Origin of the sequence: Marinomonas sp. CT5 (assembly GCF_018336975.1) — a bacterium.
Taxonomy (GTDB): domain Bacteria; phylum Pseudomonadota; class Gammaproteobacteria; order Pseudomonadales; family Marinomonadaceae; genus Marinomonas.
Map to the genome: position 1 here is coordinate 4,600,317 of NZ_CP025572.1, position 26,984 is coordinate 4,627,300.

Genomic DNA, 26,984 nt, shown 5'->3' on the forward strand with positions numbered 1-26,984 from the left:
TTATTTCTCCACAATCTCATTAATAGCAGTCAGCACACGCTGCACATCTTGTGCTGTCATATCCGGAAACAAAGGAATAGAGCACAAGCGACTTGTATTCCATTCGGTATTCGGCAACACAACATCAGGAAAGCGTTGGCGATAATAATGCTGAGAATGAATCCCTCGGAAGTGGATACCAGAACCAATATTGCGCTCTTTCAATCCATCCATAAATGCTTGTCGGTCAAGACCACAAGTATCAGGATCAACACGAACTATCATCAAATGCCAAGCATGAGTATGTGGGTATTCAACCAAAGACAAAGGTTTCAGCGGGGTATTTTGTAGTCCTTCTAAATACAAGCCTGCTAAATCCGTTCGTTGTTGGTTAAGTTTATCAATACGAGCAAATTGCCCAAGTGCTAAAGCCGCATTCATATCTGGCATATTGTATTTAAAACCAGGCATCATCACTTCAGCTTGTGGCTTTCTTCCTTGCATTTGACGGTCAAAAGCGTCTACTCCTAAGCCATGAAAACGTAACATTCTGAGCTGTTCTGCTAGAGCATCATCATCCGTTGTAATCACCCCCCCTTCTGCACTGGTAATATTTTTAATCGCATGAAGTGAGAAAATGGCAGTGCCACTTTGACCAATTGGCGTATCACCGTAATAAGTACCTATAGCGTGGGCTGCATCTTCGACAAGAGGGATATTATGGCGAGTCGCGACGGCTTTAATTGCATCTAGATCAACGGGCGCTCCAGCATAATGTACAGGGACAATAGCGCGTGTTTTTGGCGTAATCGCCTGCTCTAATGACGACGCCGTCATCATTAACGTATCTTTATCGACATCGACAAACACTGGTGTCGCGCCAAGCAGACAAATAATATTAGCCGTTGAGACCCAAGTTTGTGATGGTGTAATAACCTCATCACCCGGCCCAATACCTAACGCTAACAAGGTAATGTGCATACCCGCCGTTGCAGAACAAATAGCAATGGCGTGACGACATCCTAAGTAATTGCAAAATGCTTCTTCCAGTGCATTAGTTTTAGGACCGGTGGTGATCCAACCAGAGGCGAGCACCTCACTTACTGCATCAATATCTGCTTGATCAATAGCAGGACGAGAAAAAGGCAAAAACTCAGATGATGACATAAACTTTAATGACCCCATAGGCATGTTTTATATTAACAACCACTTTATAACTCACGGGTTGTCAATAAATAATGAAAGTCCAATATATCAAAAAGAGATAATGCTTTCACTTTATTATCTAAATACGAAAATTATAACAAAAACATATACAGAATATTTTAATTAATTACTGCTTAGGGCAATTTATACCACCTACATGTCAACTTAATGTCAAATAAGTCACTTCATATTTTTTCTATGTACTCAGCAACCAGAGCGACATAACCTGAAACATAACTGGGGTATTGAAAACTAAAGCCTGTCTCGACAATACTGTGATTGCTAATTCGTTTACCACTGGCGGGGATAAAAGCTTGACTGTCTTCTGGTAAATTGATCCTAGCACCTAATAAATTGGCGATACAAAGCTTCACTTCCCACATAGATACAGGCGTATCGTCCGTAATATTATAATGCTTCAACAATCCCTTACCACTAAATACGCTTTGCGCTAAATGCAATAAAGCGGCTATCACATCTTCTCTGTGAACACGATTGGTCCAGCTATTCGCTCCCCACTCTTTTCCACTTAATACCGTCTCTAATAACCGGTAACGACCTGGTCCATAGATGCCAGAACAACGTACTGCCACACTCGAAAATGCCGCTGCCAATGCTTGCTCTGTTTCAACCAGCACCTTGGCCGTGGCAGACACAGGTTGTGCTGACGTTGTTTCATCAATCCATTCGCCTTGGCTTTGCCCATAAACACTGGTACTGGAGACAAAAAATACCTTAGGTTGCTGCGCGGTATGTTTGTATCGACGAATCAACACCTGTGCCGTATCAAAATAGGCCGCACGATAAGCCTCTTCTGTACGGCCATTAGGCGTCATGATAAGAAATACCAGATCCGCATCAGGCAAGCTGTCATCACTCATATCAACCAGATCACCAGTAAGACCGGATACACCTTTGGGAAAATCATTTTTTGTACGACGAATCCCCGTCACAGTGTGGCCTTGAGCAACAAGTTCGGAGGCCAAATCAGAACCCAAATCGCCACATCCAGCAATTAAAACCTTTGCCATTTACCTTCTCCTGACAGCCTAAGACACATTACGTCACTAAAGAACGAGTATACTTTATCAAATTATGTATTATCATAGTTATTAACAATGAATCAGCCGAACTAAAAGGTGTGTTATGACATTAACGGAATTGAAATACATTGTAATGCTCGCCGAAGAGAAACATTTTGGCCGCGCCGCCGATCGCTGTTATGTATCGCAACCGACTCTCAGTGTCGCAGTAAAAAAACTCGAAGAAGAGCTAGGAGCAGCCATTTTTGAGCGCAGCAAAAGTTCCGTTTATATCACTCCTCTGGGCGAACAGATCATCACGCAGGCCAAGCGTGTTCTAGATCAAGCCAATATGATTAAAGAGCTGGCCACCTCGGGTAAAAATCAATTAAAAGGACCTCTCAAAGTAGGGGCAATTTATACGATCGCCCCCTATTTGTTCCCCTTTATGATTCCAGCCCTACACAGTGCAACATCAGGCATGCCACTGATCATTGAAGAAGATCTCACTGAGAATTTACGACCTAAACTGCGTAATGGCGAACTTGATGCCATCATTGTCGCACTGCCTTTTCGTGAACCTGATGTGGTGACTCAGCCGATTTACGAAGAAGAATTTGTCGTGCTGATGCCAAAGGATCACCCTTGGACAAAACGGGAGCACATCAATACGGACCAACTGTCTACCGATAACCTCTTGCTGCTGGGTAAAGGCCATTGCTTTAGTGAGCAAGTATTAGAAGCTTGCCCGCTGGTCGCTGAAAGTGAGTACGGTGAAGGTCGTACCATTGTTAATGGCAGCTCGTTAGAAACCATTCGCTACATGGTTGCTTCTGGTTTAGGGGTAACAGTGCTACCAAAATCCGCGGTCACCAATATCAATCACGATCTATTAGAAATACGCCCTTTCGCTGACCCAGCTCCTAAGCGAACCGTTGCACTCGCATGGCGCGCCAGTTTTCCAAGACCAAAAGCCATTGAAGCGGTCAGTCAGTCTATTCGTGATGCTTGTAAAAACCTGAATTTATAGAGAGCCGCATGATCGACGGATTAGACACTCAGGATGTTCGTGAGCTAAAAGGCGTAGGCGATGCAATGGCTGAGAAATTGGCCAAGCTTCACCTAAACACGGTACAAGACCTGCTGTTTCATTTGCCTATTCGTTATCAAGACAGAACTCGCGTTGTTCCTATTGGCATGCTGCGCTTTGGTGACGAAGCCGTTATTGAAGGGCAAGTCACTGGTGCTGAGATCAAGATGGGCAAACGTCGCAGCTTGCTGTGTCGCATCAAAGATCACACTGGCACCCTATGTTTGCGCTTCTTTCACTTTTCTGCGGCGCAAAAGAAACAATTAGAATCCGGTAAGCGTGTGCGTTGCTTTGGTGAAATCCGTCGCGGCAGCACGGGGTTTGAAATCTATCACCCCGAATACAAGATAATCGGTGACGATGAAACTCAAGAAGAAACCGCTCAGCTGACGCCAATTTATCCGCTCACAGACGGTTTAACACAAACCAAGATTCGCCAGCTTTGTGAGCAAGCCCTAGAGCGCTTAACCCCATACAATTTGCAAGAATGGCTACCGGATGAGATTCGCACCCAATTCAGCTTGCCCCCCCTGAGCGACGCGATTCATTTTCTGCATCACCCATCCCGAGAAGCTAACCTTGAGTTACTCCGATCTGGCAGCCACCCAGCGCAATACCGCTTGTCTTTTGAAGAGTTGATGGCGCATCAGCTTTCTCTTATTGGCAAACGCATCAAAGCCAAGCAAGACGCCGCCATAAAAGTCAATTCGGCAGGCGAGTTGAGCCAGCGCCTTTTGCAGCAGCTGCCGTTTTCACCAACCAAGGCACAAAACCGCGTGTTTCAGGAAATTCTCAATGACCTTGCTACCGGTCATCCGATGCTGCGCTTAGTACAAGGTGACGTGGGATCAGGGAAAACCTTAGTCGCGGCCTTAGCGGCGGCTTCCGTCGTTCAAGCAGGCTACCAAGTGGCGGTGATGGCCCCCACTGAAATTCTAGCCGAGCAACACTATATTAATTTCACCCAATGGTTTGAGCCGCTTGGTTTGAAGGTGGCTTGGATGATCGGCAAGCTCAAAGGTAAAACCCGCGAAAAAGAGCTAGAAGATATCGCTTCCGGTGCAGCGCAGATTGTCGTCGGTACTCACGCGCTGTTTCAAGACAGTGTTGAATTTGACCGATTAGCGCTCGCCATTATCGATGAGCAGCATCGCTTTGGCGTTCATCAGCGCATGGCGTTACGGGAAAAAGGCATGAAGCATGGTTTCCAGCCTCATCAACTGATTATGACTGCGACCCCTATTCCTCGCACATTAGCCATGTCGGCCTACGCCGATTTAGATTGTTCCATCATTGACGAGCTTCCACCCGGCCGAACACCAGTAAACACCATAGTGGTATCGGATCAGCGCCGCCAAGAAGTGATTGATCGAGTAAAGAGCGCCTGCGAAGAAGGCAAACAAGCTTATTGGGTTTGTACCTTGATTGAAGAGTCCGAGGCTTTGCAATGCCAAGCCGCAGAAGACACAGCGCTCTTGCTGCAAGAGCAATTAGGTAGCCTGTCCATTGGCTTGGTACATGGCCGACTCAAAGCCCAAGAAAAAGCCGACATTATGGCCCGATTTAAAGCGGGAGAGATTCAGTTGCTTGTCGCGACGACCGTTATTGAAGTCGGCGTGGATGTGCCCAACTCAAGCTTAATGGTCATCGAAAACCCTGAACGACTTGGTCTTGCACAACTTCATCAGCTGCGTGGTCGTGTTGGTCGAGGGCAAACCGCCAGTCACTGTGTGCTGCTTTATAAATCACCGCTAGGACAACAAGGCAAAGAACGACTGTCTACCATGCGAGAAACCAGTGATGGTTTTAAAATCGCAGAGAAAGATCTTGAATTACGAGGCCCTGGTGAATTGCTTGGCACCAGGCAAACAGGCCTTTGGGAATTTAAAGTGGCGGATTTACAACGGGATAAGAACTTGCTGGATGATGTTCAAAAAGCGGCGGCTATGCTTCACAGACACTACCCGGAACGCGTCTCACCACTTTTAACTAGATGGTTACCTAATCACGATCAATACTTAAACGTCTAACCTCATCATAACTAGCAACTTTCATCGAATACCACAGCATTTACTTGCAAGTGTGCAAAATTCAATCAAAAGCCTCATAATGATTTCTTAAGTCGATTCGTTAATAAGGAATAGATATGAATGCTTCCAATCAAGCTGATCTAACAATACATGGCTGCGGCTACCGAATCGAAAATGACAGAATCATTATTTCTGTTCAATACATTGCGAACAATAGAGTCGAAGGAAACCTCAGCGGTACCCTAAAACTGCAATTCTGTGCTTACCAACAAAGTGACGAAGACTCAGATAATATCGAGCTCGCCGCCACAACTATTGGAGAACTAAAAGGCCAGCATTATCTGAGCGATTGCCGCTACGACTTGGTTTATCAACAACCACCTACAGGAACGTGGCGGTTAGCGATACAATTAAGCGAATGGAACGGCATCAATTACACATTACGTGATTCGGCCTATTTCGATATTCCTTTAAACATACACCCCATTTCAACCCCTTCTGCACCTCCAACAAATACAATAAAGGGAAATGTTTTACAGCCAGTTGCTCCTCTAACCGTCCAGATCGGCAAAAAGGCCAAAAAAAGTGCGACCAATTATATCGATGAAGATGGCTATCTCACCATCAATAAAGCAAAAGTAAAGAGGCTTCTAAACGTGAAAGGTGTACCGAGAAAGGTACTTGAAAAGTTGATATCTGAGCGACCATTTCAATCAAATAAAGCCGTTCTTAATATCAAAGGAATGGGACCTATTATGTTAGGAAAAGTACTCGCCGAATTAAAATACTAATTCGGCGTTGTTATTGCTTGGAATACTTTTAAAAACAATAGGGAGCCCGATTGTCGCTCAAACGTCCCTAAGGAATATTCACTACCGTCGTGTTTTTTACCTCTTCCATCGCCACATAAGTACGAGACTCACGAACATGCGGCAAGGTCAACAAGGTTTCACCCAATAACAAACGATAAGAGTCCATATTAGATACTCGTGCTTTTAAAAGGTATTCAAAATCACCAGCGATCAAATGACACTCTAAAATTTCAGGAATTTCGGTAACGGCTGACTTAAATTCGTTAAAACCTTCTGGAGACGTCGTCTTCAAACGAATTTCGACAAAAACAAGTAATCCTGCATCCACTTTTTTCGGGTTCACTAGCGCACAATAGCCCGTAATATAGCCATTACGCTCCAAGCGTCGTACCCGTTCTAAACAAGGCGTGGCACTTAATCCAACACGACTCGCCAACTCCACGTTAGATAAACGACCGTTTATCTGTAATTCACGAAGAATCTTCTTATCTAGACGATCAAGCGGTTTTGCTGAGTTATCCATCTGATGTGGATCTCCTTACATGACTTTAACAGAAGCTTAAGTCTACCATGCAGTTTATAAATTATGGAAAGCGCTTTATTCACTATATTATGTACGGACATTCAGTCTAAATACAACAAACCGCAATAGAGCACCAAAATGATGCATAATTTTCATCTTGTACAAAATTAGTCTATGCTTGCCCAGTATTTATCTTATGATTTTTTCCTCGTATGCCACAAATCTCTTGTCCTATCTGGCCTCCATCGAAAAAGAAAAACGACAGAACAATATGAATAACGTCTTTTTCCTCTTCTAAAAAGTGCAAAAATTAAGTATTAAGCACACATCTACTGACATTTTATCCTTGACTACGCCTCAAAAGAGTAATTCTATAGGGGCATGTGATGATCTTTTAGAGGAATCGTCTACATAGACCCGACAACAAGAATAATTAAGTGTTGGCATTAAATTTGCTTAAAAATAAAGATACAGATTTTAAAATCTGAAAACAAAAAAACAAAGCAAGATAACAACATACATAAAACGCCTGGGAGGCTCAATATAATGAAATCAAACGCTAGTAAACTACTGCCTACTGCAGTAATCGCTGCAGCTATCGGTGCAGCGGTAACCGCTATTGTGATGTCGCCAAGTGAACAGGTTGCGGAAAAAACAACTGCTTCAACTGCAGAAAAAACAGCAAATGTTACCGCTCCTGTAAATAATTCTTCCACAACCCTAGAAAATGTTAAATCTAAAGGCTTCATTCAATGTGGTGTCAGTACTGGTGTTCCTGGATTTTCAAATGCCGATGATAAAGGTAACTGGTCAGGCATAGATGTTGACGCTTGTCGCGCGGTTGCTTCTGCTATTTTTGGCGACCCTCAAAAAGTAAAATTCACTCCCCTTTCTGCTAAAGAGCGCTTCACGGCATTACAATCCGGTGAGATTGATATTCTAGCTCGCAACACCACATGGACTTACACTCGTGATGCATCTTTGGGTTTAGACTTCACAGCAGTTAACTTCTATGACGGTCAAGGTTTCATGGTTCGTAAAAGTCTAGGCGTTAAATCTGCATTAGACCTTGCTGGTACAACCGTTTGTACAGAACAAGGCACTACAACTGAGTTGAACATGGCAGATTTCTTCCGTAAAAATAACATGACATATGTACCAGTTGTCGTACAAAAAGCAGATGAAGCACTAGCCGCTTATGATTCTGGCCGTTGTGATGTATACACAACTGATAAGTCTGGTCTCGCGGCTCACCGTACTAAACTAGCCGATCCATCTGCTCACGTTATTCTTCCAGAAACCATTTCTAAAGAACCTCTAGGCCCAGTAGTGCGCCACGGCGACAACCAATGGAAAGACATCGTAACTTGGTCAATGTTCGTTCAAGTAAACGCTGAAGAAATGGGTATCACTTCTAAAAACGTTGCTAAGACTAAAAGCGAAACAAATGATCCAGCTATCAAGCGTTTATTAGGTGTTGATAGTGACTTGGGGGCTCAACTTAGTCTTCCTGCCGACTGGGCTTACAACATCATTGCTAACGTAGGTAACTACGGTGAAGTGTTTGAGCGCAACGTTGGACCATCTACTCCTGTAGATTTACCACGTGGTCTTAATGCTCTATGGACTGAAGCTGGCGGTATCATGTACGCGCCACCAGTTCGTTAATACCTAAAGCACATTATTTTCTGCTTGGGTATTTACCCAGCGACTAAAAAGTCGCTGGGTTTCTTCCCCTTTCTTACACATCTGACGAGCATTCCATTGCCTGAACCAAGATGAGCGATAATACAACTCCAAGCAATAACAGCTTTTTGAATGACGCGGGGAATCGCGCGCTTATTTTTCAAATTTTGCTGCTAGCGATAGTGGTTTTTGCGGGTTATTACTTATTTAGTAACCTTCAGGCCAACCTCGATAATCGAGGAATTTCCACTGGTTTCTCATTTTTTAATGAGCCAGCTGGCTTTCCAATTCTTATTCACCTTATAGAGTATACTGAGGCCGATACTTACGGACGAGCCTTCGTCGTCGCCTTAATTAATACCTTTGTTATTTCCTTATTAGGAATCATCTTAGCCACCATTATTGGCGTAATAATGGGTCTAGCCCGTTTGTCTAAAAACTGGTTAGTAGCACGTTTAGCAACTGTCTACATTGAAACTCTGCGAAACATTCCATTATTGTTGCAGATGTTCTTCTGGTATTTTGCCGTACTTGCCGCACTACCAGCACCACGTGATAGTTATGAATTTGCTGACTTCCTATTAAACAAACGTGGTATCTACTCACCTAACCCAATCGCACAAGATGGCTTTGGATTAGTTATCTTCGGCTTCATTCTATCGATTGTTGCCTCTATTAGCCTAATTGTGTGGGCTAAAAAACGTCAAACAAGAACAGGATTATGGTTCCCAGCTTATTGGTCCTCTTTGGGCCTGATTGTTGGTATTACCTTCATTTTCCTAGCTATTGCTGGATTCCCCATTGAGTTTGATCTACCGCAAAAAAGTCGCTTTAACGTCACGGGCGGGATGGTTCTGCCACCTGAATTCGTTGCAGTACTAGTTGCTCTATCCACTTACACTGGGGCATTTATTGCAGAGATAGTGCGTGCAGGTATTTTGTCTGTTAACTGGGGACAAACTGAGGCCGCTCGCTCTTTAGGTTTACGTGACAATATGACGCAACGACTTATTGTCTTACCTCAAGCATTGCGCGTTATTATTCCGCCACTCACAAGCCAATACTTGAACTTAGCGAAAAACTCTTCGTTAGGTGCGGCGATTGCTTATCCTGAGTTGGTAGCGGTCGTCATGGGTACAACGCTGAACCAAACAGGTCAGGCGATCGAGACCATAGGTCTTTGTATGTTGGTATACGGTTCATTGAGTCTATCGATTTCGGTATTCATGAACTGGTACAACAAAAAAATGTCATTAATTGAACGCTAGGAGGCAGATCATGGCTATTATCTTTAAACCATCACCAAGCCTCCCACCACCAGTTACATCGGTCGGTGCTGTGGCATGGGTACGTCAGAATTTATTCTCGTCCCCGCTTAATATTTTTCTCACGCTCTTTAGTCTGTACATTTTGTATCTACTCGTACCCCCCGTTATCGAGTGGGCCTTCATCAATGCTACGTGGGAAGGCTCTTCTAAAGCAGCCTGTACTGCGGGTGGTGCTTGCTGGGCCTTTATCGGCGTGTACTTTGATCAGTTCATGTACGGTTTATACCCAGACTCAGAAACATGGCGCATTAATTTAGCCGTCATATTACTGGTCGTCATGGTAGGAGCCTTTGCAATAAAGTCCATTAACAAACTGTATCTATCCCTCGCCATTCTTGTGGTCTATCCCATTGTGGCTTACTTCTTATTTGCTGGTGGCATATTTGGCTTAGAAGTCGTAGAAACCTCTTTGTGGGGCGGTCTTTTTCTTACCGTACTGCTTGGTGTTATTGGTATTGTGGCATCTTTCCCTCTAGGGATTGTATTGGCACTCGGTCGACGCTCAGAAATGCCGATTGCGAAATCAGTATGTGTGGTATTTATCGAAACCATTCGTGCTGTACCATTAATTACCATCTTGTTTATGGCCTCAGTAATGATTCCGTTGTTCCTGCCAGAAGGCTTGAACTTCAACAAGTTATTACGCGTGTTGATTGGTATTACCTTATTCTCAGGTGCCTATATGGCCGAAGTGGTTCGTGGTGGCCTACAAGCGATTCCAAAAGGTCAATATGAAGCCGCTGACGCCATGGGACTAACCTACTGGCAATCAATGATTTTGGTTATTTTGCCTCAGGCATTGAAATTGGTAATTCCAGGTATAGTGAACTCCTTCATATCTTTGTTCAAAGATACGACCTTGGTCTACATTGTTGGTATGTTTGACTTCCTAGGACGAATTCAGGCCGCCAACCATGATTCAAATTGGTTAGGCACTACGGTTGAAGGTTATGCCTTTGCAGCCTTAATTTATTGGATTATCTGCTTTGGCATGTCGCGTTATAGTATGGCACTAGAGCGTAAGCTAGAAACTGGGCACAAGCGAAATTAGTTAAAAATTGAGGTCTTTAAAATGTCAAATACAAATATGGCTCGTGCCCAACTTGCGGCAGGCGAACAAACCATCATCGAATTTAATGATGTAAACAAATGGTATGGTGATTTCCATGTACTGAAAAACATCAACTTCAGTATCAAGAAGGGAGAACGCATCGTGGTATGTGGTCCTTCTGGTTCTGGAAAATCAACAATGACGCGTTGCATCAACCGTCTAGAAGAACACCAGAAAGGTACAATTCTGGTTGATGGCGTTGAGATGAACAATAACTTGAAGAACATCGAAGCGATCCGCAAAGACGTAGGCATGGTGTTTCAACATTTTAACTTGTTCCCTCACTTAACCATTTTAGAAAACCTGACTTTGGCGCCGATTTGGGTACGTAAAACCCCTAAAAAAGAAGCAGAAGAGATGGCTATGCATTACTTGGAGCGAGTAAAAATCGCTAACCAAGCATTGAAATATCCAGGTCAGTTGTCTGGTGGTCAACAGCAGCGTGTAGCGATTGCTCGTGGCTTGTGTATGCAACCTCGCATTATGCTATTTGATGAGCCAACGTCAGCACTTGATCCTGAAATGATCAAAGAAGTGTTGGACGTAATGGTTCAGTTGGCCGAAGAAGGCATGACCATGGTATGTGTAACACACGAAATGGGCTTTGCTAAAACAGTAGCAGACCGCGTTGTGTTCATGGATGCCGGTGAAATCGTTGAATCTAACGAGCCTCACGAATTCTTCGAAAACCCTCAACACGACCGTACTCAGATGTTCCTAAGTCAGATTTTGAATCACTAATTCATTACTATTCAGAATTGATACTTAAAATCTGTTATATTGACAAAGCCCCGTATTGGGGCTTTTTTACGTTCGTCTTTTTAACAGGAAAATGTATGGAACCTTCCACAGACCTTCAACCAAGCCAAAGATTACGCGTGGTACATCTAGCTGACCATACTGGCCGTTTGCAGGTTATTTTTCCTGAAAGAAATATGCTTGATATCTCTGCCGTCTCCAAGATCACTAAGCGCCGTTTTGAGCCTGTCAGCAATTTTCAAAGTTTAGGTGACCCACTTATCAAACCCAACAGTGTGGCCACTATCCTAGAAGCGAGCATGTTAAAAGAGACAACATTTTCCATTCGAACCAAAAATGATGAAATGTATCGTGATATTACGTCGACAGAGTTGGCCGAGATGTTTTCTGGGCCATTAAATCGATTCGAAAATATTTCCATCAATACACAGTTAATACAACGCCCTGTAGACAATCACGAAAATGATGAAGAACAAATCCTTCAAGCCTTAGGGCGATTTCAATCCATTCGGCTTAAGCAGCGCCTAGAAGAAACATTAGAAATCCCCCCTTTGCCAGCGACCTCCCATCGCATTATTCGCCTTTCTACCAATAAATCTGCGGGAACTGATGAACTATGTGAAGTGATTGCGCTTGATCCAAGCCTAGCGGCTCAGGTAATCAGTTGGGCCTCCTCTCCTTACTACGGCGCTCCAGGCACGATAGACTCTGTTGAAGATGCAATTATTCGTGTTTTAGGCTTCGATATGGTGATGAACCTAGCACTTGGTCTTTCTATGGGAAATGCCTTTCAAGCCCCAGACAATGGTCCTAGGCATTATGAAGATTTCTGGCTGGCCTCTGTTTCCAATGCCGTATTAATGGAAGCGCTGGTCAAAGCCATGCCTGCCCCAAACCGCCCTAAGCTTGGCCACGCTTATTTGGCCGGACTACTACACAACTTTGGCTACCTGGCCATTAGCACCATCATGCCTCCCCATTTTTCGATCTTGTCTCGCTACCAAGAAGCTAACGCCCATTTGCCTTCGGAAGTGATCGAAATGCAGATTTTGCATTTTACCAAAGAGCAACTAGGCTCATGGTTATTGCGTTATTGGAGTTTGCCAGACAATATTTGGACAGCAATCCGTTACAGTAAAAAGCCCCATTATTATGGCGAACATGCTGTTTTAGCGAAGCTACTGTATGTCTCTCATCAGTTGCGCAATAACGACGGCATTGAGCCTTCAGTGTTACTTGAACTTGGATTAACACTAGAAAATGCTGAAGCATGCAGAGACACAATTTATCAAAAATCGTCTGAGTTACATAAAATGGTCGCCTTGATTAATAAGGTAAATATCTAATTTACTATGACGTTAATGAACCCCTCTGCCGCACAACAATTTGACTATCGATGGTCACCAATACATCAAATTAGCAAGGTCAAAGTGCCTCCAAATTTATGGCCTTGGTTGGTTACCCAAGACTCTTTGACAGCCAAACTACAAAGCCTTGGTAAATTAACAGTAGAAGTTCTGGAAGATACATGGGGAACGCCTACAGCGAGAGAAAGAAAACGCCTAAAGTTGCGCTCAAGAGAGGCAGCACGAATTCGAACCGTCTTACTCAAAGTGAATAATAAAGCTGTTATTTACGCTCGATCTATCATCCCGGCCAAATCTTTAAAGGGACATTGGCGTCAAGTGAAACACCTAAGAGACAAATCATTGGGTGGCTATTTATTCCAACATCGGGCGCTGGTTCGAAGTGACATTGAGGTCACTTTGCTACCAAAAGGCATGTTTCCAAACCAGCAAAATCCAGTATGGGCAAGACGCTCTATTTTTCACCAATTTGGGGCTGGAATATTGGTCAATGAAGCTTTCTTTGATGAGATAAACCAACTTAAATCACCGTTTGGATTGTTATGAACAAACTTAAAGACTACGCAGAATTAACCCGATTCAACCGCCCTATCGGCTCATTTTTACTAATGTGGCCAACACTATGGGCGCTTTGGCTTGCTGCTGATGGTATGCCTAAGTGGAATTTAGTAGTCATCTTTATCCTAGGGGTCTTTAGCATGCGCTCCGCAGGATGCGTCATCAATGATTATGCCGACCGTAAGGTCGATGGCTTTGTAGAACGTACTAAAAATCGTCCTTTGCCATCTGGCCGAGTATCAGAAAAAGAAGCCTTGGTGTTATTTGGTGGTTTGGTATTACTTAGCTTCATCTTAGTACTGTTGACAGATATGCGTACTATCTTGCTGTCCGTCGTTGGTTTAGGGTTAGCTGCACTGTACCCATTTATGAAGCGTTATACCCACCTACCTCAACTTTTCTTAGGGTTGGCCTTTTCATGGGCCATTCCCATGGCTTACAGCGCACAAGGTGGAGATTTGGCGAATCCAGAATTATGGATGTTGTTCGTTGCAAATTGCTTTTGGACCATCGCTTACGACACCTACTATGCGATGACTGATCGACCTGACGACTTAAAAGTCGGTATCAAATCCACCGCTATTTTATTTGGCCAATACGATTTATTGGTCATTGTTTGCCTTCAGGGACTAACGTTATCTTTACTCACTTGGATCGGCCTACTAGCAGAATTACACTGGCCCTATTTTATCTCCCTCATCATCGCGGCAGGACTATTTTATCTGCAGTTTAATAAAGCCAAAGGTCGTGAACGCTTGCCCTGTTTCCATGCTTTCTTAGATAACAATCGCATCGGCTACTGTGTGTTTATCGGGCTCGTAACAAGCTATTTTATGTAATATATGGCAAAGTTGTGACAATGTAACTGAATTGTCACATAAGGTCGCTTTAATAAAAGCCGTTCCTGAGATGAGGATAAATCCTGTGACCGGTAAAAAAGTATTAATTATTGATGATGAGTCTTCCATACGCGAAATGATCGCCATTGCATTAGAAATGGCTGGCTATGAGTATTTGGAAGCAGAAAATATTCAGCAAGGCCATGAAATCATTGTGGATCACCGTCCAGACTTGATTCTTGTCGACTGGATGATGCCTGGCGGCAGTGGCATTGAATTAACTCGTCGACTAAAAAAAGACACCACAACGGCTGAAATCCCAGTGATTATGCTGACCGCAAAAAGTGAAGAAGACAATAAAATACAAGGCTTAGAAGTCGGTGCGGACGATTATATAACCAAGCCGTTTTCACCTCGCGAGCTAGTCGCCAGACTCAAAGCGGTGCTGCGCAGAGCAACCCCTCAAGGTGTTGACGAGCCCATTGAAGTGGAAGGGTTAGTGCTTGACCCAATTAGCCAACGTGTCACCATAGGCACTCGCCCTTTAGACATGGGGCCAACTGAATACCGCCTATTAAAATTCCTAATGACTCATCAAGAACGAGCTTATTCTAGAGCACAGCTTTTAGATCAAGTTTGGGGTGGAAACGTCTATGTTGAAGAGCGTACAGTAGACGTTCATATCCGCCGTTTACGTAAAGCCATCGGTAACTCCCATGATTTCTTGATACAAACGGTTCGAGGAACTGGCTACCGCTTCTCAGCAAAAAGGTCTGTATGAAAACAGTTTGGCGAAACACCATCATCACTTGGCTCGCAGGTCTTGCCGCCTGTGTTGTCATTGGCTTGATTATTGGTCAGTTATTAGGTGTTATCCTGTTATACGTTTTAGGAACTTTGTATTGGCAACTTTATCAGCTGTATCAGTTCCATAATTGGCTTCGCCACTCAGGTAAAGCGGCGCCACCGGAAACCAGTGGTATTTGGGGAGAAGTATTTGATGCTGTATACCGTTTGCAGAAGAAGCAACGCAAATCAAAACGCCGTATGCGCCAAGCATTAACGCGAATAGAAAGTTCTACCACCGCCTTAAAAGAAGGCGTCATTATGGCGGATAATCAAGGTAACCTCGAATGGTGGAACAACTCTGCGGCTCACTTTCTTGGACTCATGCGTCCCGTTGATCGCGGTCAAATAATTACGAATATTGTTCGAAACCCTGACTTCTTTCGCTACTTCAGCCAAAAACGTTTTGGCGAACCTTTGGTTATCAAATCACCAGCAAAAGAAGGCGTATACTTGGAAATACAAACCACGTTATACGATAAAAATGATCACTTAATCTTTGTCCGCGACGTGACTCGTTTACACCTTCTCGAACAAATGCGTAAAGACTTTGTCGCTAATGCTTCTCATGAATTAAAAACACCATTGACGGTGATCAAAGGCTACCTAGAAACCCTAGATATGTTCAAAGACAGTCTGCCGAAAAGCATGCAAAAAGGCATCATCAATATGTCTGAGCAGTCCGAGCGGATGGAACAACTCATCGAAGATCTTTTACTTTTGTCACGCTTAGAGAGTAATGACAAACGTGAAGAAAACCAATGGCATAATGTTGCGGATCTTATTCAAGCTATTACCAATACAACCGCACCGATTTTGACGGAAAAACACCAGCTTTCCATCATTATTCCCAACGAATCCCGCTTGTACGGCTCTTATAAAGAACTCTACAGTGCCTTCTCAAATCTTATTGTTAATGCCATCAAATACTCACCTGACGGCGGAGAAATCACCCTCAAATGGGAATCAAGTGAGTTTAATGGCGTTTTTTCAGTGAAAGACAACGGACTTGGTATCGACCCAAGATACATTCCTCGACTCACAGAACGCTTTTTCAGAGTGGATAAGGGGAGAGGCTCTAAAACCGGTGGCACAGGTCTTGGGTTAGCAATCGTGAAACACGTATTACTGCACCATGACGCCAAACTACAGATACGCAGTCAACCAGGCTTTGGCAGTACTTTCTCTTGCCACTTCCCAGCTAATCGTACTCGAAATGATACAATAACAGCCCTACTTCCTTCTCCCGCTCAAGATAACGTGGAAGAAGAGCAAAGCGCCAGCAATACTTCTGATGAATAAGTAACGAAAATAGTGCGTAAGGAACAAAACATAAAAAAAGGAAGCCTGAATGATCTGGCTTCCTTTTTTTATGTTTATGCAAAACGCTCACATTGTAATATTTCAGCGCTTTATAGGCTCTCAAACAATTGGCTAATAAAGGTTTCCTTTTCACTATCTTGATCGATCAAACTTAAGCCTACTGTCAAAAAAGCCGAATTGTGCTTTTTCTCCGTGGTAGCCACGGATTGGACATAATAGTTCAAACGATTCATCGCTCCTTTATGTTCTAGATCCAATACGGCCTGCCCCAATACTTGCGGCACAACATCATCACTTTTGATCAACATCATCACTTCAGCTTTGCTAAACTGAATAACCATACAACGAAACTGTTTACCTTCGAAACGCACCATAGTCGGGATTTTTACGTCCTTTACGGACACAACAGGCGGCGTATCAAGATTGGTAAACTTGGTGGCTTTTACTGGAGTGTTTTTACCTTCTCCCATTAATACACCTAAAGATGCCGAGCTAACACCACCAGGCCCACTGGATTCACGAGGCTTTTTCGAAGCCAATTTCCTTTCAAGGTTATGTTTTTTTGCGGCAGATATAACCTTACCAATCAGCTGTTCACTGGAAAAGGGTTTACCAAGGTAATCTGTGACACCAGATTTTACCGCTTCAACAACATGGCTTTTATCACCACGGCTGGTGATCATCACAAATGGCACATCTTCTTTCTTATACTTGGGCTGCTCTCGACACCACTTAAGCAGTTCAACACCTGTCATTTCAGGCATTTCCCAATCACAAAGCACCATATCAAATTGCGTTTTATTTAGCATTTGCTGGGCTTTTCGGCCATTCACTGCGTCTTCTATTTCCACCGCTGGGAACTGCTTACGCAATGTACGGCGAATCAAATCACGTGTAAAAGAAGCATCATCCACGACCAATATTTTTAACGACATCACAAGGTTCCATCTGTGCGATCTAACAAGGCAGAAAAGTCACCATGTTGCGATCTAAAAACCGAAATCCACAATAATGTAGCAGCGACTACAGCAATTGGCATAACGAATAAATTAAAGAAAGGAATCGTCAGACACACCATGACAATTCCACCAAAAGTCCAACATAACAAAGGCTTAGCTCGCAATGCCAGCCTCATATCATGGAACTTAACCTTATTATTATCAAAGGCATAATCCATATATTGCAGCGCCAACATCCAAGCTGAAAACAATAATAACAAGACTGGTGCGATCACATTAACAATAGGAATAAAAGACAATAACAACAGCAGAATAAAGCGCGGGACAAAGTACACTATTTTTTGCAGTTCTCTCTGTAAACTACGAATAATAATCGTCATAACAACACCCGTTGTCAGCTTTTCATCAAACACTCTGCCCGTTTCTTTTTCCTCTACTTTTTCTGCTAGAAATGCCATGAAAGGCGCAGCGAGAATATTAACCCCAACCGAAAAGCTATAAAACAAGAGCACGCTAATTACGGCGCCAAAAATCAAATAAAACAGCCAATTAAGAAAGGAAAGCCACTCAGGTAAATACCCCATAGCAGAGTCTATCAAGGTCTGAAAATAACTAAAGGCAACCATATACAATAAGCCAACCAAAACAAAATTAGCCAACAAAGGGGCCAATATAAACAGCCTTAAGTCTTTTGAAAAAACTAACGGAAACGCTTTTAAAAAAGCCCCCGCCGCTTTAAATGGGTGTGTTATCACGATGCCATATTACCTTTCTATCAAGTTTATCGAAGGGACACAGAATATCATGACGACTTTCACGGCTCCACAAAGCCTTTCAAATTGAAAGTTCACAAACGAAATCAATAGACTTTTCAAGCCTTCTCGTTAGCCACAAAGCCATTTCCACAGCTCTTTTATAAAGCTTACATTTATTAGACGCATGACCTGATACGCAATTTCGATTGTGACCTTTTGTAAATTGGTGAACTATGAAACCTTAAGACGAATACAAACCAGTGCTGGTAAGCGTCTGACTATAAAAATTGCACATAAAAGCTAACTAACAAGGGACATAATCAAAATGAAAAAGACATTACTCGCCAGTGCCATCATGGCCACTTCTCTTTTCGCTCTACAAGCCCAAGCGGCAGAAGTACCAGCTGGCGTAGAACTCGCCGCTAAACAAGAACTCGTTCGTGGCGGTGGTTCAGAGCCATCTACAATGGACCCTCAAAAAATGGAAGGCACACCAGCGTCTATTCGTTCAAAAGATCTTTTTGAAGGTTTGTATAACCAAGATGGTGACGGCAACCAGATTCCTGGTGTAGCAGAAAGCTACGATGTAAACGCAGATAACACACAATACACTTTCCACCTGCGTAAAGATGCGAAATGGTCTAATGGCGACCCAGTAACTGCTGAAGACTTTGTTTACGCTTTCACTCGTGCAGTTGATCCTAAATTGGCGTCTCCATACGCTTGGTTCATGGAAATTCCTGCGATTACTAATGCCTCCAAAATTATTGCCGGTGAAGCGGACCCTTCCACCCTCGGCGTTAAAGCACTAGACGACCATACCTTCCAAGTATCACTGGAGCGCCCAGTACCTTACTTTGTGAAAATGACATCTCACCAAACTATGTTCCCAGTGCCGAAAAAAGTAGTTGAGAAATGGGGCGATGATTGGACCAAACCTGAGCATATGGTGTCTAACGGTGCTTACAAAATGGACGAATGGGTCGTCAACGAAAAAATGGTCTTCACACGTAACAAGCATTACTGGAATGATGCAAAAACCATCATCAATAAGGTAACTTACCTACCGATTGAATCTCCTAACGCCGAGTTGAAACGTTTCCAAGCGGGTCAAATGGACCTTAGCTATGAACTTCCGAATGACCATTACAAGCAGCTAATGCGCGACATCCCAGATGAAGTTGTGGTAACACCGAAACTAGGTACTTATTACTATCAATACAATTTAACCAAAGCGCCATACGATGACGTGCGTGTTCGTAAAGCCTTGTCTTACGCTATCGATCGTGACGTGATCACCAAATTCGTCACAGGCACGGGTGAGATTCCGGCTTACTCATTCACACCTGAAGTCGTAAACGACTTCTCTCCGGCCACACCTGAATATGCGACCTGGACACAAAAAGAGCGTAATGAAAAAGCCAAAAAATTATTAGAAGAAGCAGGATTTACGAAAAGTAATCCTTTGTCATTTAGCTTGCTTTACAACACCAATGAAAACCACAAGAAAATCGCCATTGCAATTGCCTCTATGTGGAAAAAAACCTTGGGCGTTAACGTAACGCTAGAAAACCAAGAGTGGAAAACCTACCTAGAGTCTAAAAAACATCAACAATTTGATGTGGCTCGTGCTGGTTGGATCGGTGACTATAACGAAGCCTCTACTATGCTAGACCTTCTAACCACGACTCACGGCAATAACGACGGTAAATACAGCAACACTGAGTACGACAAGCTATTGCATGATGCTCGTACCATGCAGCACCCTGCTGAGAACTACAACAAAGCAGAAGAAATCGCCATTGAACAAGACATGGCGGTGGCTCCTATTTACCAATACACAGAAAAACGCTTAGTAAAAAGCTACTTAGGCGGTTACATGCCTAACCCAGAAGACAACGTTTATGTGCGTGATATGTACATCATCAAACACTAATACGCTGTTTTAAAGTAGACACGACTTTGTGTTAACTCCATGCCCAGCGCTTGCGCTGGGCATTTCTTGAATACAACAGGTTCCTAGTTTTAGCCGTTATATACAACGTCTAATCCGGTAATTTATATGCTGACATTTATTTCAAAGCGCCTTTTAGAAGCCATCCCAACCTTGCTGATTTTGATCACGGTTTCTTTTTTCTTAATGCATTCTGCTCCAGGTAGCCCATTTACCAGTGAGCGCGCTCTTCCTCCTGAAGTCTTGGCGAACATCAACGCTAAGTATCACCTTGATGAGCCAGTTATTAACCAATACTTTTACTATCTTGGCGGTTTGTTACAAGGCGATCTTGGGCCTTCTTTTCGCTATAAAGATTTCACCATTAATGAGTTGATTGGGCAGAGTTTTCCTGTCTCTGCTGAAATTGGCATTTGGTCTTTTCTTGTCGCCCTGCTCATTGGTGTTGGTTGTGGCGTTATTGCAGCACTGCGCCAAAATTCATGGTTGGATTACAGTGTCATGGGGTTTGCGAACCTTGGTATTGTGCTACCAAACTTTGTTTTAGCTCCATTGTGTATCCTATTTTTCTCCATTTATAACCATTGGTTACCGCCAGGTGGCTGGAACGGTGGCGCTTGGCCCTATTTGGTGATGCCCGTTATTGCAATGTCCACCAGCTACATTGCACAAATTGCTCGTATTACCCGCGGTAGTATGATTGAAACCATGCATTCCAACTTTATTCGTACAGCACGAGCCAAAGGTTTACCAAAATACCGTATTATTTTTCAGCATGCTTTACGTCCAGCCATGTTGCCAGTTGTTTCTTATCTTGGGCCCGCGTTCGTCGGCATTGTTACTGGATCAGTAATCGTCGATGTGTACTTTGGTACGGGTGGTATTGGTCAGCACTTCATTAACGGTGCCTTGAATCGTGACTACTCCATGGTCATGGGTGTCACCATTTTGATTGGTACATTAACGATTCTATTCAATGCCATCGTTGATATTTTATACGCTGTTATTGATCCGAAAATTCGCTACTAAGGCCTCGCTATTATGATTACTACAAAAGACAAAACTCAGGCCGTCGAACAGTTCGCCGAAAAAGTGGTCGAAGTCGAAGGCCGCAGTTTATGGCAAGACGCACGCCGTCGCTTTTTTTCAAACCATGCGGCCGTTACCAGCTTAGTGATTCTCGCACTAATCGCCGCTATTGCTTTACTAGGGCCGCTTTTCAGCCAATGGAATTACGATGATATTGACTGGGAAGCACTGTCAGACATCTCTGTATTAGGTCGACCTAACATTGAAAACGGCCACTACTTTGGTACAGATACGCTAGGTCGCGACATTTTTGTGCGTACTATGCAGGGCGGTCAAATTTCCCTATTGGTCGGCATCATGGGCAGTTTCGTGGCAATTGTCATTGGTACGCTTTACGGCGCCGCATCAGGTTACATTGGTGGACGCGTTGACAGTGTGATGATGCGTTTCTTGGAGATTTTGAACTCTTTCCCTTTCATGTTCTTTGTGATCATTTTGATGACGTTATTTGGTCGTCATATTTTCTTGATCTTCGTCGCCATCGGTGCCATTTCATGGCTCGACATGGCAAGGATTGTTCGGGGTCAAACCTTGAGCCTGAAAAACAAAGAATACATCGAGGCGGCATACGCTTGTGGGGTATCGACACCCAAAATTATCTTGCGTCACATTGTGCCAAACGTACTAGGTATTGTTATTGTTTACGCCACCCTATTGGTACCGAATATGATCTTGTTAGAGTCCTTCATCAGTTTCCTAGGACTGGGTGTACAAGAACCCATGACCAGCTGGGGCGCGTTAATTTCTGAAGGCGCTCAAAACATGGAGATTGCCATTTGGCAATTGGCTTGGCCTCTTGGTTTCTTAGTTGTGACTTTATTTTGTTTTAACTTCCTCGGCGATGGCTTACGCGATGCGCTTGATCCAAAAGACCGCTAAGGAGACTTTATGAGCTTATCTAATTCAAAAAATTTGCTAGAAGTTAACAACTTACGCGTTAACTTCAAAACACCAGACGGTCTTGTGACGGCAGTGAATGATCTGAACTTCAGCTTGGCGCAAGGCGAAACCCTTGGCATTGTTGGTGAATCGGGTTCAGGTAAAAGCCAAACGGCATTTGCGCTTATGGGCTTGTTGGCTGGAAACGGAGTTATTGAAGGCGAAGCACGTTTTAATGAGCAAAACATTCTGACCTTGAATGAAAAAGCCATGAACCGCATCCGTTCCAAAGAAATTGCGATGATTTTCCAAGATCCAATGACCTCATTGAATCCTTATATGAAAGTCGGCAAGCAGTTGATGGAAGTCTTGATGCTGCATAAGGGTATGAGCAAAGCCGAGGCATTTGAAGCCTCCGTCAAAATGCTTGATGCCGTGAAGATGCCAGAAGCACGCAAACGCATGAACATGTACCCACATGAATTTTCTGGTGGTATGAGACAGCGTGTGATGATCGCTATGGCCTTGTTGTGCCAACCGAAACTCTTGATTGCAGACGAGCCGACTACCGCCCTAGACGTGACGGTACAAGCTCAGATTCTCACCTTACTGAACGAGTTAAAAGACGACTTCAATACCTCCATCATCATGATTACCCATGACTTAGGTGTGGTCGCCGGTTTGTGTGACAAGGTGCTGGTCATGTATGGCGGACAAACCATGGAATACGGCACAGCCGAAGACGTGTTTTACCGTCCTACGCATCCGTATACACAAGGTTTGTTGAAAGCCATTCCTCGTCTCGATGCCAATGACGACAAGTTATCCACTATCCCTGGAAACCCACCTAACTTGCTACACATGCCATCAGGCTGTCCTTTCCAAGCTCGTTGTGAGTTTGCTAAAGATCGCTGTGGTGAAAGCATGCCACCGCTTGAAGAATATGCACCGGGCCAACTACGAGCTTGTCATAAATCCGTTGATGGATGGGTCGCCTAATGAACACTGCTAACAACATTTTAATGGAAGTGAATAACCTAAAAGTTCACTTCAATATCAAATCCGACAATGCTTGGCCATGGGAAAAAGGTCACGCTCTTAAAGCCGTGGATGGCGTTGACTTAACCATTTACGCCGGCGAAACGCTGGGGGTTGTTGGTGAATCAGGGTGTGGTAAATCTACACTAGCTCGTGCGCTATTGCGTCTTGTCCCTATCACCGAAGGCAATGTGGTTTGGCTTGGGCAAGATCTAACGGATTTAGACAAAAAGCAAATGCGTGATAAACGCCAAGAGCTGCAAATGATCTTTCAAGATCCTTTGGCCTCACTTGATCCTCGTATGACTGTAGGCGATATCATCGCTGAGCCATTAAGAACCTTCCGCCCAGAGCTATCAAAAGCCGAAGTGAAGGCCGAGGTTCGCACTATGATGGATCGCGTGGGATTATTGCCTAACGTGATTAACCGCTACCCTCATGAGTTCTCTGGTGGCCAGTGTCAGCGTATCGGCATTGCTCGCGCCTTGATCCTTAAACCCAAATTAGTGGTGTGTGACGAGCCTGTGTCGGCTCTGGATGTGTCGATTCAAGCACAGGTTGTTAATCTGCTAAAAGAACTACAAGCGGAAATGGGCTTGTCTTTGGTGTTCATCGCTCACGATTTGAGTGTGGTAAAACACATTTCAGATCGCGTCTTGGTGATGTACTTGGGCAATGCGGTCGAGTTAGCCAGTAAACGCGCCCTGTACGAAAACCCTCAGCACCCATATACCAAAGCCTTGTTGTCTGCGGTTCCCGTACCCGATCCAAAAATTGAACGTGGCAAAAAAGTTCAGCTTTTAACGGGAGACTTGCCATCGCCAATCAGTCCGCCATCTGGTTGCGTTTTCCGCACTCGCTGCCCTCATGCTAATGAAGGCTGCGCACAGCAAAAACCGACCTTACAAGTCCTCTCTAGTGAGCACCAAGCCGCTTGTTCACGTTTGGCCGATATCGTATAGGTCTTTAAAATACGGCAATAAGTGATAACGCCGCTTTAAGTCACTCTTTTCTAAGAGTTCTTAAAGCGGCTTATTTGTATCCGAAATAGCTATTCTTTCTCATCAAACCTAGTATTCATCACACAAACCTGCCTTTTTTGTCTATCATAGTAAAAATCTGTCGAGTCACTGAGTTAAGGCAAGTATCTATGCAATTACTCTATCCATTTCTTTTGCTATTTTTCGGTCTCTTTTCTGCCGCTACTCATGCGGCAGAGACACCTAAAGGAAAAGTCATCCTCACCGTCTCTGGTGCAATTAACACACAAAATTCTAAGCAAGGTATGATGTTTGATTTAGACATGCTGCAAAACCTACCACAACATACCATTAGAACGCACAACCCTTGGACAAAAGGGACTCATGAATATCAAGGTTTTTCCGCCATTGACCTATTAAAACGCTTGCATAGCAAAGGCACACATTTACAGGTCACCGCGCTTAATGAATATATGACAGAGATTCCTGTTAGTGACTTTGTCGATAATGGCGCTATTTTGGCCATCAAAATTGATGGCAAGCCGATAAGCGTAAGAAACCTCGGTCCCATTATGGTGATCTACCCATTTGACGAACGTAAAGAGCTAAAGTCTGAGATGTTTTATGGTCGTTCTATTTGGCAAATAAGCCGTATTAAATCCATTATAAAAACGGAGTAAATATGGAGCACTTATTTCAGGGTAAAACCTTGTTAGATAAGCTAAAACAATGGGTGTTATATGGTTTCATCGCCTTTATTATTGCCATAACTATTGCCGTATTTAGTATTATTACTTACACCAATGACAGTGCAAAAAATAATGACCGCCGAGTATTTGAAAGTTCGTTATGGAATGCCTTGCAGTTACAAGTACAGTCTTATCGTTTTTTTAATTATCTAGTCGAGTTAGACGACAGCGATTACCCGTTAAATGGCGAAGCATTCTTTGAATATGATCTCTTAATGAGCCGCGTCGATTTACTTAGAGAAGGCGCGGTAGCCTCGCTTATTAGAAACTTCGAAGGCGGGCGTACAACAAGATTACTGAACATTATCAATGGTGAACTAGAGCTGCTTAGCTTTAATTTATCCAAACTGGAAAGTGGTGACCAAAGTTATTTGCCGGACTCTATTGATCGTATTAAACACGTAGAAAGCCAAATCAATGAGTTTGTCACTTTGGTAAATAAGGGCAGTAATGAATATATCAGCAACCAGCACCAGTCTTTACAAGAAAACCTTAGGAATATCCAATTACTCTCAATCGCACTTTTGGTGTGTTTGTTGTTTTTCTGCTTCTTCGCTTTCAATGGAATCGCAGACCTAAGGCGCGCCTTTAAACGTAATGAAGAGCTTAGCAACTCGATTAAAACGGCTTATGATGACAAATCTCATATGCTTTCTTTTATTGCACAAGAAATACGCTCTCCTCTTAATGCCATTCTTGGTACAACCAAAACCCTTAATACCACCGAGTCTAAAACGGATATCGAAGCACTTTCTAAACATATAGAAGAATCTGGCAATCAGTTACTACAAACTATTGAGATGCTATCAGACCTATCTTTAATCGACGCCGACAAGCTGACCCTGATACCCACAACACAACATTTACAAAGCAATATCCACGATTATATTGCTTTATTTGAGTCTCAAATGGCTCGAAAAAATCTACAAAGCATTGTCTATATCGACCCTCTTTTACCCGACTATATCAATATAGATTTCACCAGACTTAAAGAGATTATTATCGCTCTGATTCAAAATGCCATTACTCACACCTCTTCGGGCAGCATTAGCCTTCAAATCAGGCCATCTTCATTAATCGCTTTGCCTGAGCCGCTACCGTCCGATATCAAAAGTGCTCGCATGCTACAAATAGCCGTAAAAGACACAGGGATAGGAATGTCTAGCACATTACAGAAGCACTTAAGAATCAACCCATCTTTACCCTCACAACAAGAAGGACCGCTGCCAAGCAAAGTAGGATTGAGCTTGGCGCTATGCCACAAATTGGTTTACCTAATGCAAGGAGAAATGCACTTTTCATGTGCGTCTGACACTGGCTGCGAGTTTTGGGTAGATATTCCCTTTTACATACCAATCACAGATTCACTCGAAGAAAACAACACTTTTCTCTGTCCAGATGGAACCCAAGCTTTGATTATCGAAACAGACGCTCAACTAGCAAATATTATTAGCCTGCAGTTAGCCGCACTCAATATCAAAGCGACAATCTCAAAAGAAGGTAGCTTTTTTAGCAACAAGGATTATGATTTAGTCATTCTAGGCAACACCTCCCGCTTTGAACGTGAAGGGCATGATGCCATCATTCAATGGCAAGCTAAGTTCTGTCCAATACTGGGTTATCATGCTGAAGCCGTAGACAAGCCAACCTACAAGATCATAAAACTGACTTTCCCATTGACCCAAAATCAGCTTTCACATCACATTAAGACACTATTCACCGAACAAAAAGCGTCTTCTCTAAAGGTTAATAATAATGATTGATAAAAACCATTTGAATTCTCTAAGCGAATTACTAGGAAGAGACACAGTAAACCAAATACGGTTGGAATATGTGGAAGATAGCTTCGAAAAATTAACCTTGCTACAACAAGCGTGGCAAGACAAAAACTATCCAGAGCTTGCTCATATCAGCCACTCACTTAAATCGGCTAGTTTAAATATGGCTATGCAACTCTTTGCAGAACAATGCCAGAAAATTGAAAAAGCCGCTTCTCAACATAGCGATCAAGATTTACAAGATATCATTGAAAAACTGCCCGCCATTCGCCAAGCGTCGTTAGAAGAACTTGAAATATACTTCTCATCTTAAATGACGTTATC

The 26,984-nt window shown here is 43.4% G+C and carries 25 protein-coding genes; 20 read left to right on the forward strand and 5 right to left on the reverse strand.

Going from position 1 to position 26,984, the window contains the following annotated elements; all coding sequences use genetic code 11:
• Together arnB and C0J08_RS21865 are read right to left on the reverse strand one after the other, a co-directional pair.
• On the reverse strand, positions 1-1,146 hold the full coding sequence (gene arnB / locus C0J08_RS21860; RefSeq protein ID WP_212653962.1) for a UDP-4-amino-4-deoxy-L-arabinose aminotransferase: 1,146 nt from the start codon (positions 1,144-1,146) through the stop codon (positions 1-3).
• Positions 1,147-1,370: 224 nt separating this feature from the next.
• Positions 1,371-2,216 carry an NAD-dependent epimerase/dehydratase family protein gene (locus C0J08_RS21865; RefSeq protein ID WP_212653963.1) on the reverse strand — a complete coding sequence of 282 codons (846 nt, stop codon included), beginning with the start codon at positions 2,214-2,216 and terminating at the stop codon, positions 1,371-1,373.
• Positions 2,217-2,331: 115 nt separating this feature from the next.
• Between C0J08_RS21865 and C0J08_RS21870 the strand changes: the two genes are divergently transcribed.
• The 3 genes from C0J08_RS21870 to C0J08_RS21880 all read left to right on the forward strand — a co-directional run bounded on the left by C0J08_RS21870 (position 2,332) and on the right by C0J08_RS21880 (position 6,118).
• Positions 2,332-3,237, forward strand: a complete 906-nt coding sequence (locus tag C0J08_RS21870; RefSeq protein ID WP_212653964.1) for a hydrogen peroxide-inducible genes activator — start codon at positions 2,332-2,334, stop codon at positions 3,235-3,237.
• An 8-nt stretch (positions 3,238-3,245) separates the two neighbouring features.
• A complete protein-coding gene (gene recG / locus C0J08_RS21875; protein WP_212653965.1) occupies positions 3,246-5,327 on the forward strand; it encodes an ATP-dependent DNA helicase RecG in 2,082 nt (693 codons plus the stop codon).
• Positions 5,328-5,443: 116 nt separating this feature from the next.
• Positions 5,444-6,118 carry a helix-hairpin-helix domain-containing protein gene (locus C0J08_RS21880; protein WP_212653966.1) on the forward strand — a complete coding sequence of 225 codons (675 nt, stop codon included), beginning with the start codon at positions 5,444-5,446 and terminating at the stop codon, positions 6,116-6,118.
• A gap of 67 nt (positions 6,119-6,185) precedes the next feature.
• Here C0J08_RS21880 and lrp read toward each other — a convergent pair whose 3' ends face one another.
• A complete protein-coding gene (gene lrp, locus C0J08_RS21885) occupies positions 6,186-6,662 on the reverse strand; it encodes a leucine-responsive transcriptional regulator Lrp (RefSeq protein ID WP_212653967.1) in 477 nt (158 codons plus the stop codon).
• 546 nt (positions 6,663-7,208) lie between these two features.
• On the opposite strand from lrp, the gene C0J08_RS21890 reads away from it, so the two are divergent.
• The 9 genes from C0J08_RS21890 to phoR all read left to right on the forward strand — a co-directional run bounded on the left by C0J08_RS21890 (position 7,209) and on the right by phoR (position 16,458).
• Positions 7,209-8,330 (forward strand): amino acid ABC transporter substrate-binding protein, encoded by a 1,122-nt coding sequence (locus C0J08_RS21890; protein ID WP_212653968.1) that lies wholly within the window; start codon positions 7,209-7,211, stop codon positions 8,328-8,330.
• Between the two features lie 110 nt (positions 8,331-8,440).
• Positions 8,441-9,616, forward strand: a complete 1,176-nt coding sequence (locus C0J08_RS21895; protein WP_212653969.1) for an amino acid ABC transporter permease — start codon at positions 8,441-8,443, stop codon at positions 9,614-9,616.
• A gap of 10 nt (positions 9,617-9,626) precedes the next feature.
• The gene (locus C0J08_RS21900; protein ID WP_212653970.1) at positions 9,627-10,727 is read left to right on the forward strand and encodes an amino acid ABC transporter permease; all 1,101 of its coding nucleotides are present in this window, start codon (positions 9,627-9,629) and stop codon (positions 10,725-10,727) included.
• 21 nt (positions 10,728-10,748) lie between these two features.
• Positions 10,749-11,528 (forward strand): amino acid ABC transporter ATP-binding protein, encoded by a 780-nt coding sequence (locus C0J08_RS21905; protein ID WP_283247140.1) that lies wholly within the window; start codon positions 10,749-10,751, stop codon positions 11,526-11,528.
• Positions 11,529-11,623: 95 nt separating this feature from the next.
• On the forward strand, positions 11,624-12,892 hold the full coding sequence (locus C0J08_RS21910; protein ID WP_212653971.1) for an HDOD domain-containing protein: 1,269 nt from the start codon (positions 11,624-11,626) through the stop codon (positions 12,890-12,892).
• Between the two features lie 6 nt (positions 12,893-12,898).
• Positions 12,899-13,459, forward strand: a complete 561-nt coding sequence (locus tag C0J08_RS21915; protein ID WP_212653972.1) for a chorismate--pyruvate lyase family protein — start codon at positions 12,899-12,901, stop codon at positions 13,457-13,459.
• Entirely contained in the window at positions 13,456-14,310 is an 855-nt protein-coding gene (gene ubiA / locus C0J08_RS21920; protein ID WP_212653973.1) for a 4-hydroxybenzoate octaprenyltransferase, read from the forward strand. Before C0J08_RS21915 ends, ubiA begins: the two co-directional genes overlap by 4 nt.
• An 85-nt stretch (positions 14,311-14,395) precedes the next feature.
• The gene (gene phoB / locus C0J08_RS21925; RefSeq protein WP_212653974.1) at positions 14,396-15,091 is read left to right on the forward strand and encodes a phosphate regulon transcriptional regulator PhoB; all 696 of its coding nucleotides are present in this window, start codon (positions 14,396-14,398) and stop codon (positions 15,089-15,091) included.
• Positions 15,088-16,458 (forward strand): phosphate regulon sensor histidine kinase PhoR, encoded by a 1,371-nt coding sequence (phoR, locus tag C0J08_RS21930; RefSeq protein WP_249344429.1) that lies wholly within the window; start codon positions 15,088-15,090, stop codon positions 16,456-16,458. The genes phoB and phoR overlap by 4 nt, the downstream gene beginning before the upstream one ends.
• 110 nt (positions 16,459-16,568) lie before the next feature.
• Here the strand turns inward: phoR and C0J08_RS21935 are convergent, their stop codons facing one another.
• Positions 16,569-17,414 carry a response regulator gene (locus C0J08_RS21935; RefSeq protein WP_212653975.1) on the reverse strand — a complete coding sequence of 282 codons (846 nt, stop codon included), beginning with the start codon at positions 17,412-17,414 and terminating at the stop codon, positions 16,569-16,571.
• Positions 17,414-18,193, reverse strand: a complete 780-nt coding sequence (gene cysZ / locus C0J08_RS21940) for a sulfate transporter CysZ (RefSeq protein ID WP_212653976.1) — start codon at positions 18,191-18,193, stop codon at positions 17,414-17,416. The genes C0J08_RS21935 and cysZ overlap by 1 nt, the downstream gene beginning before the upstream one ends.
• A gap of 325 nt (positions 18,194-18,518) precedes the next feature.
• Between cysZ and C0J08_RS21945 the strand changes: the two genes are divergently transcribed.
• The 8 genes from C0J08_RS21945 to C0J08_RS21980 all read left to right on the forward strand — a co-directional run bounded on the left by C0J08_RS21945 (position 18,519) and on the right by C0J08_RS21980 (position 26,973).
• Complete coding sequence (locus C0J08_RS21945) at positions 18,519-20,129, forward strand: peptide ABC transporter substrate-binding protein (protein WP_212653977.1); 1,611 nt, start codon at positions 18,519-18,521, stop codon at positions 20,127-20,129.
• 126 nt (positions 20,130-20,255) lie between these two features.
• Positions 20,256-21,176, forward strand: a complete 921-nt coding sequence (gene oppB, locus C0J08_RS21950; RefSeq protein ID WP_212653978.1) for an oligopeptide ABC transporter permease OppB — start codon at positions 20,256-20,258, stop codon at positions 21,174-21,176.
• A 12-nt stretch (positions 21,177-21,188) separates the two neighbouring features.
• Positions 21,189-22,115: an oligopeptide ABC transporter permease OppC gene (gene oppC, locus C0J08_RS21955; protein ID WP_212653979.1), complete on the forward strand. Its 927-nt coding sequence runs from the start codon at positions 21,189-21,191 to the stop codon at positions 22,113-22,115.
• Between the two features lie 9 nt (positions 22,116-22,124).
• Positions 22,125-23,114: an ABC transporter ATP-binding protein gene (locus tag C0J08_RS21960; RefSeq protein WP_212653980.1), complete on the forward strand. Its 990-nt coding sequence runs from the start codon at positions 22,125-22,127 to the stop codon at positions 23,112-23,114.
• Positions 23,114-24,115, forward strand: a complete 1,002-nt coding sequence (gene oppF, locus C0J08_RS21965; protein ID WP_212653981.1) for a murein tripeptide/oligopeptide ABC transporter ATP binding protein OppF — start codon at positions 23,114-23,116, stop codon at positions 24,113-24,115. The genes C0J08_RS21960 and oppF overlap by 1 nt, the downstream gene beginning before the upstream one ends.
• A 188-nt stretch (positions 24,116-24,303) precedes the next feature.
• Positions 24,304-24,813, forward strand: a complete 510-nt coding sequence (locus C0J08_RS21970) for a putative pterin-binding protein (RefSeq protein WP_212653982.1) — start codon at positions 24,304-24,306, stop codon at positions 24,811-24,813.
• 2 nt (positions 24,814-24,815) lie between these two features.
• Complete coding sequence (locus C0J08_RS21975) at positions 24,816-26,645, forward strand: sensor histidine kinase (protein WP_212653983.1); 1,830 nt, start codon at positions 24,816-24,818, stop codon at positions 26,643-26,645.
• A complete protein-coding gene (locus tag C0J08_RS21980) occupies positions 26,638-26,973 on the forward strand; it encodes an Hpt domain-containing protein (protein ID WP_212653984.1) in 336 nt (111 codons plus the stop codon). Before C0J08_RS21975 ends, C0J08_RS21980 begins: the two co-directional genes overlap by 8 nt.
• Positions 26,974-26,984: the final 11 nt, after the last annotated feature.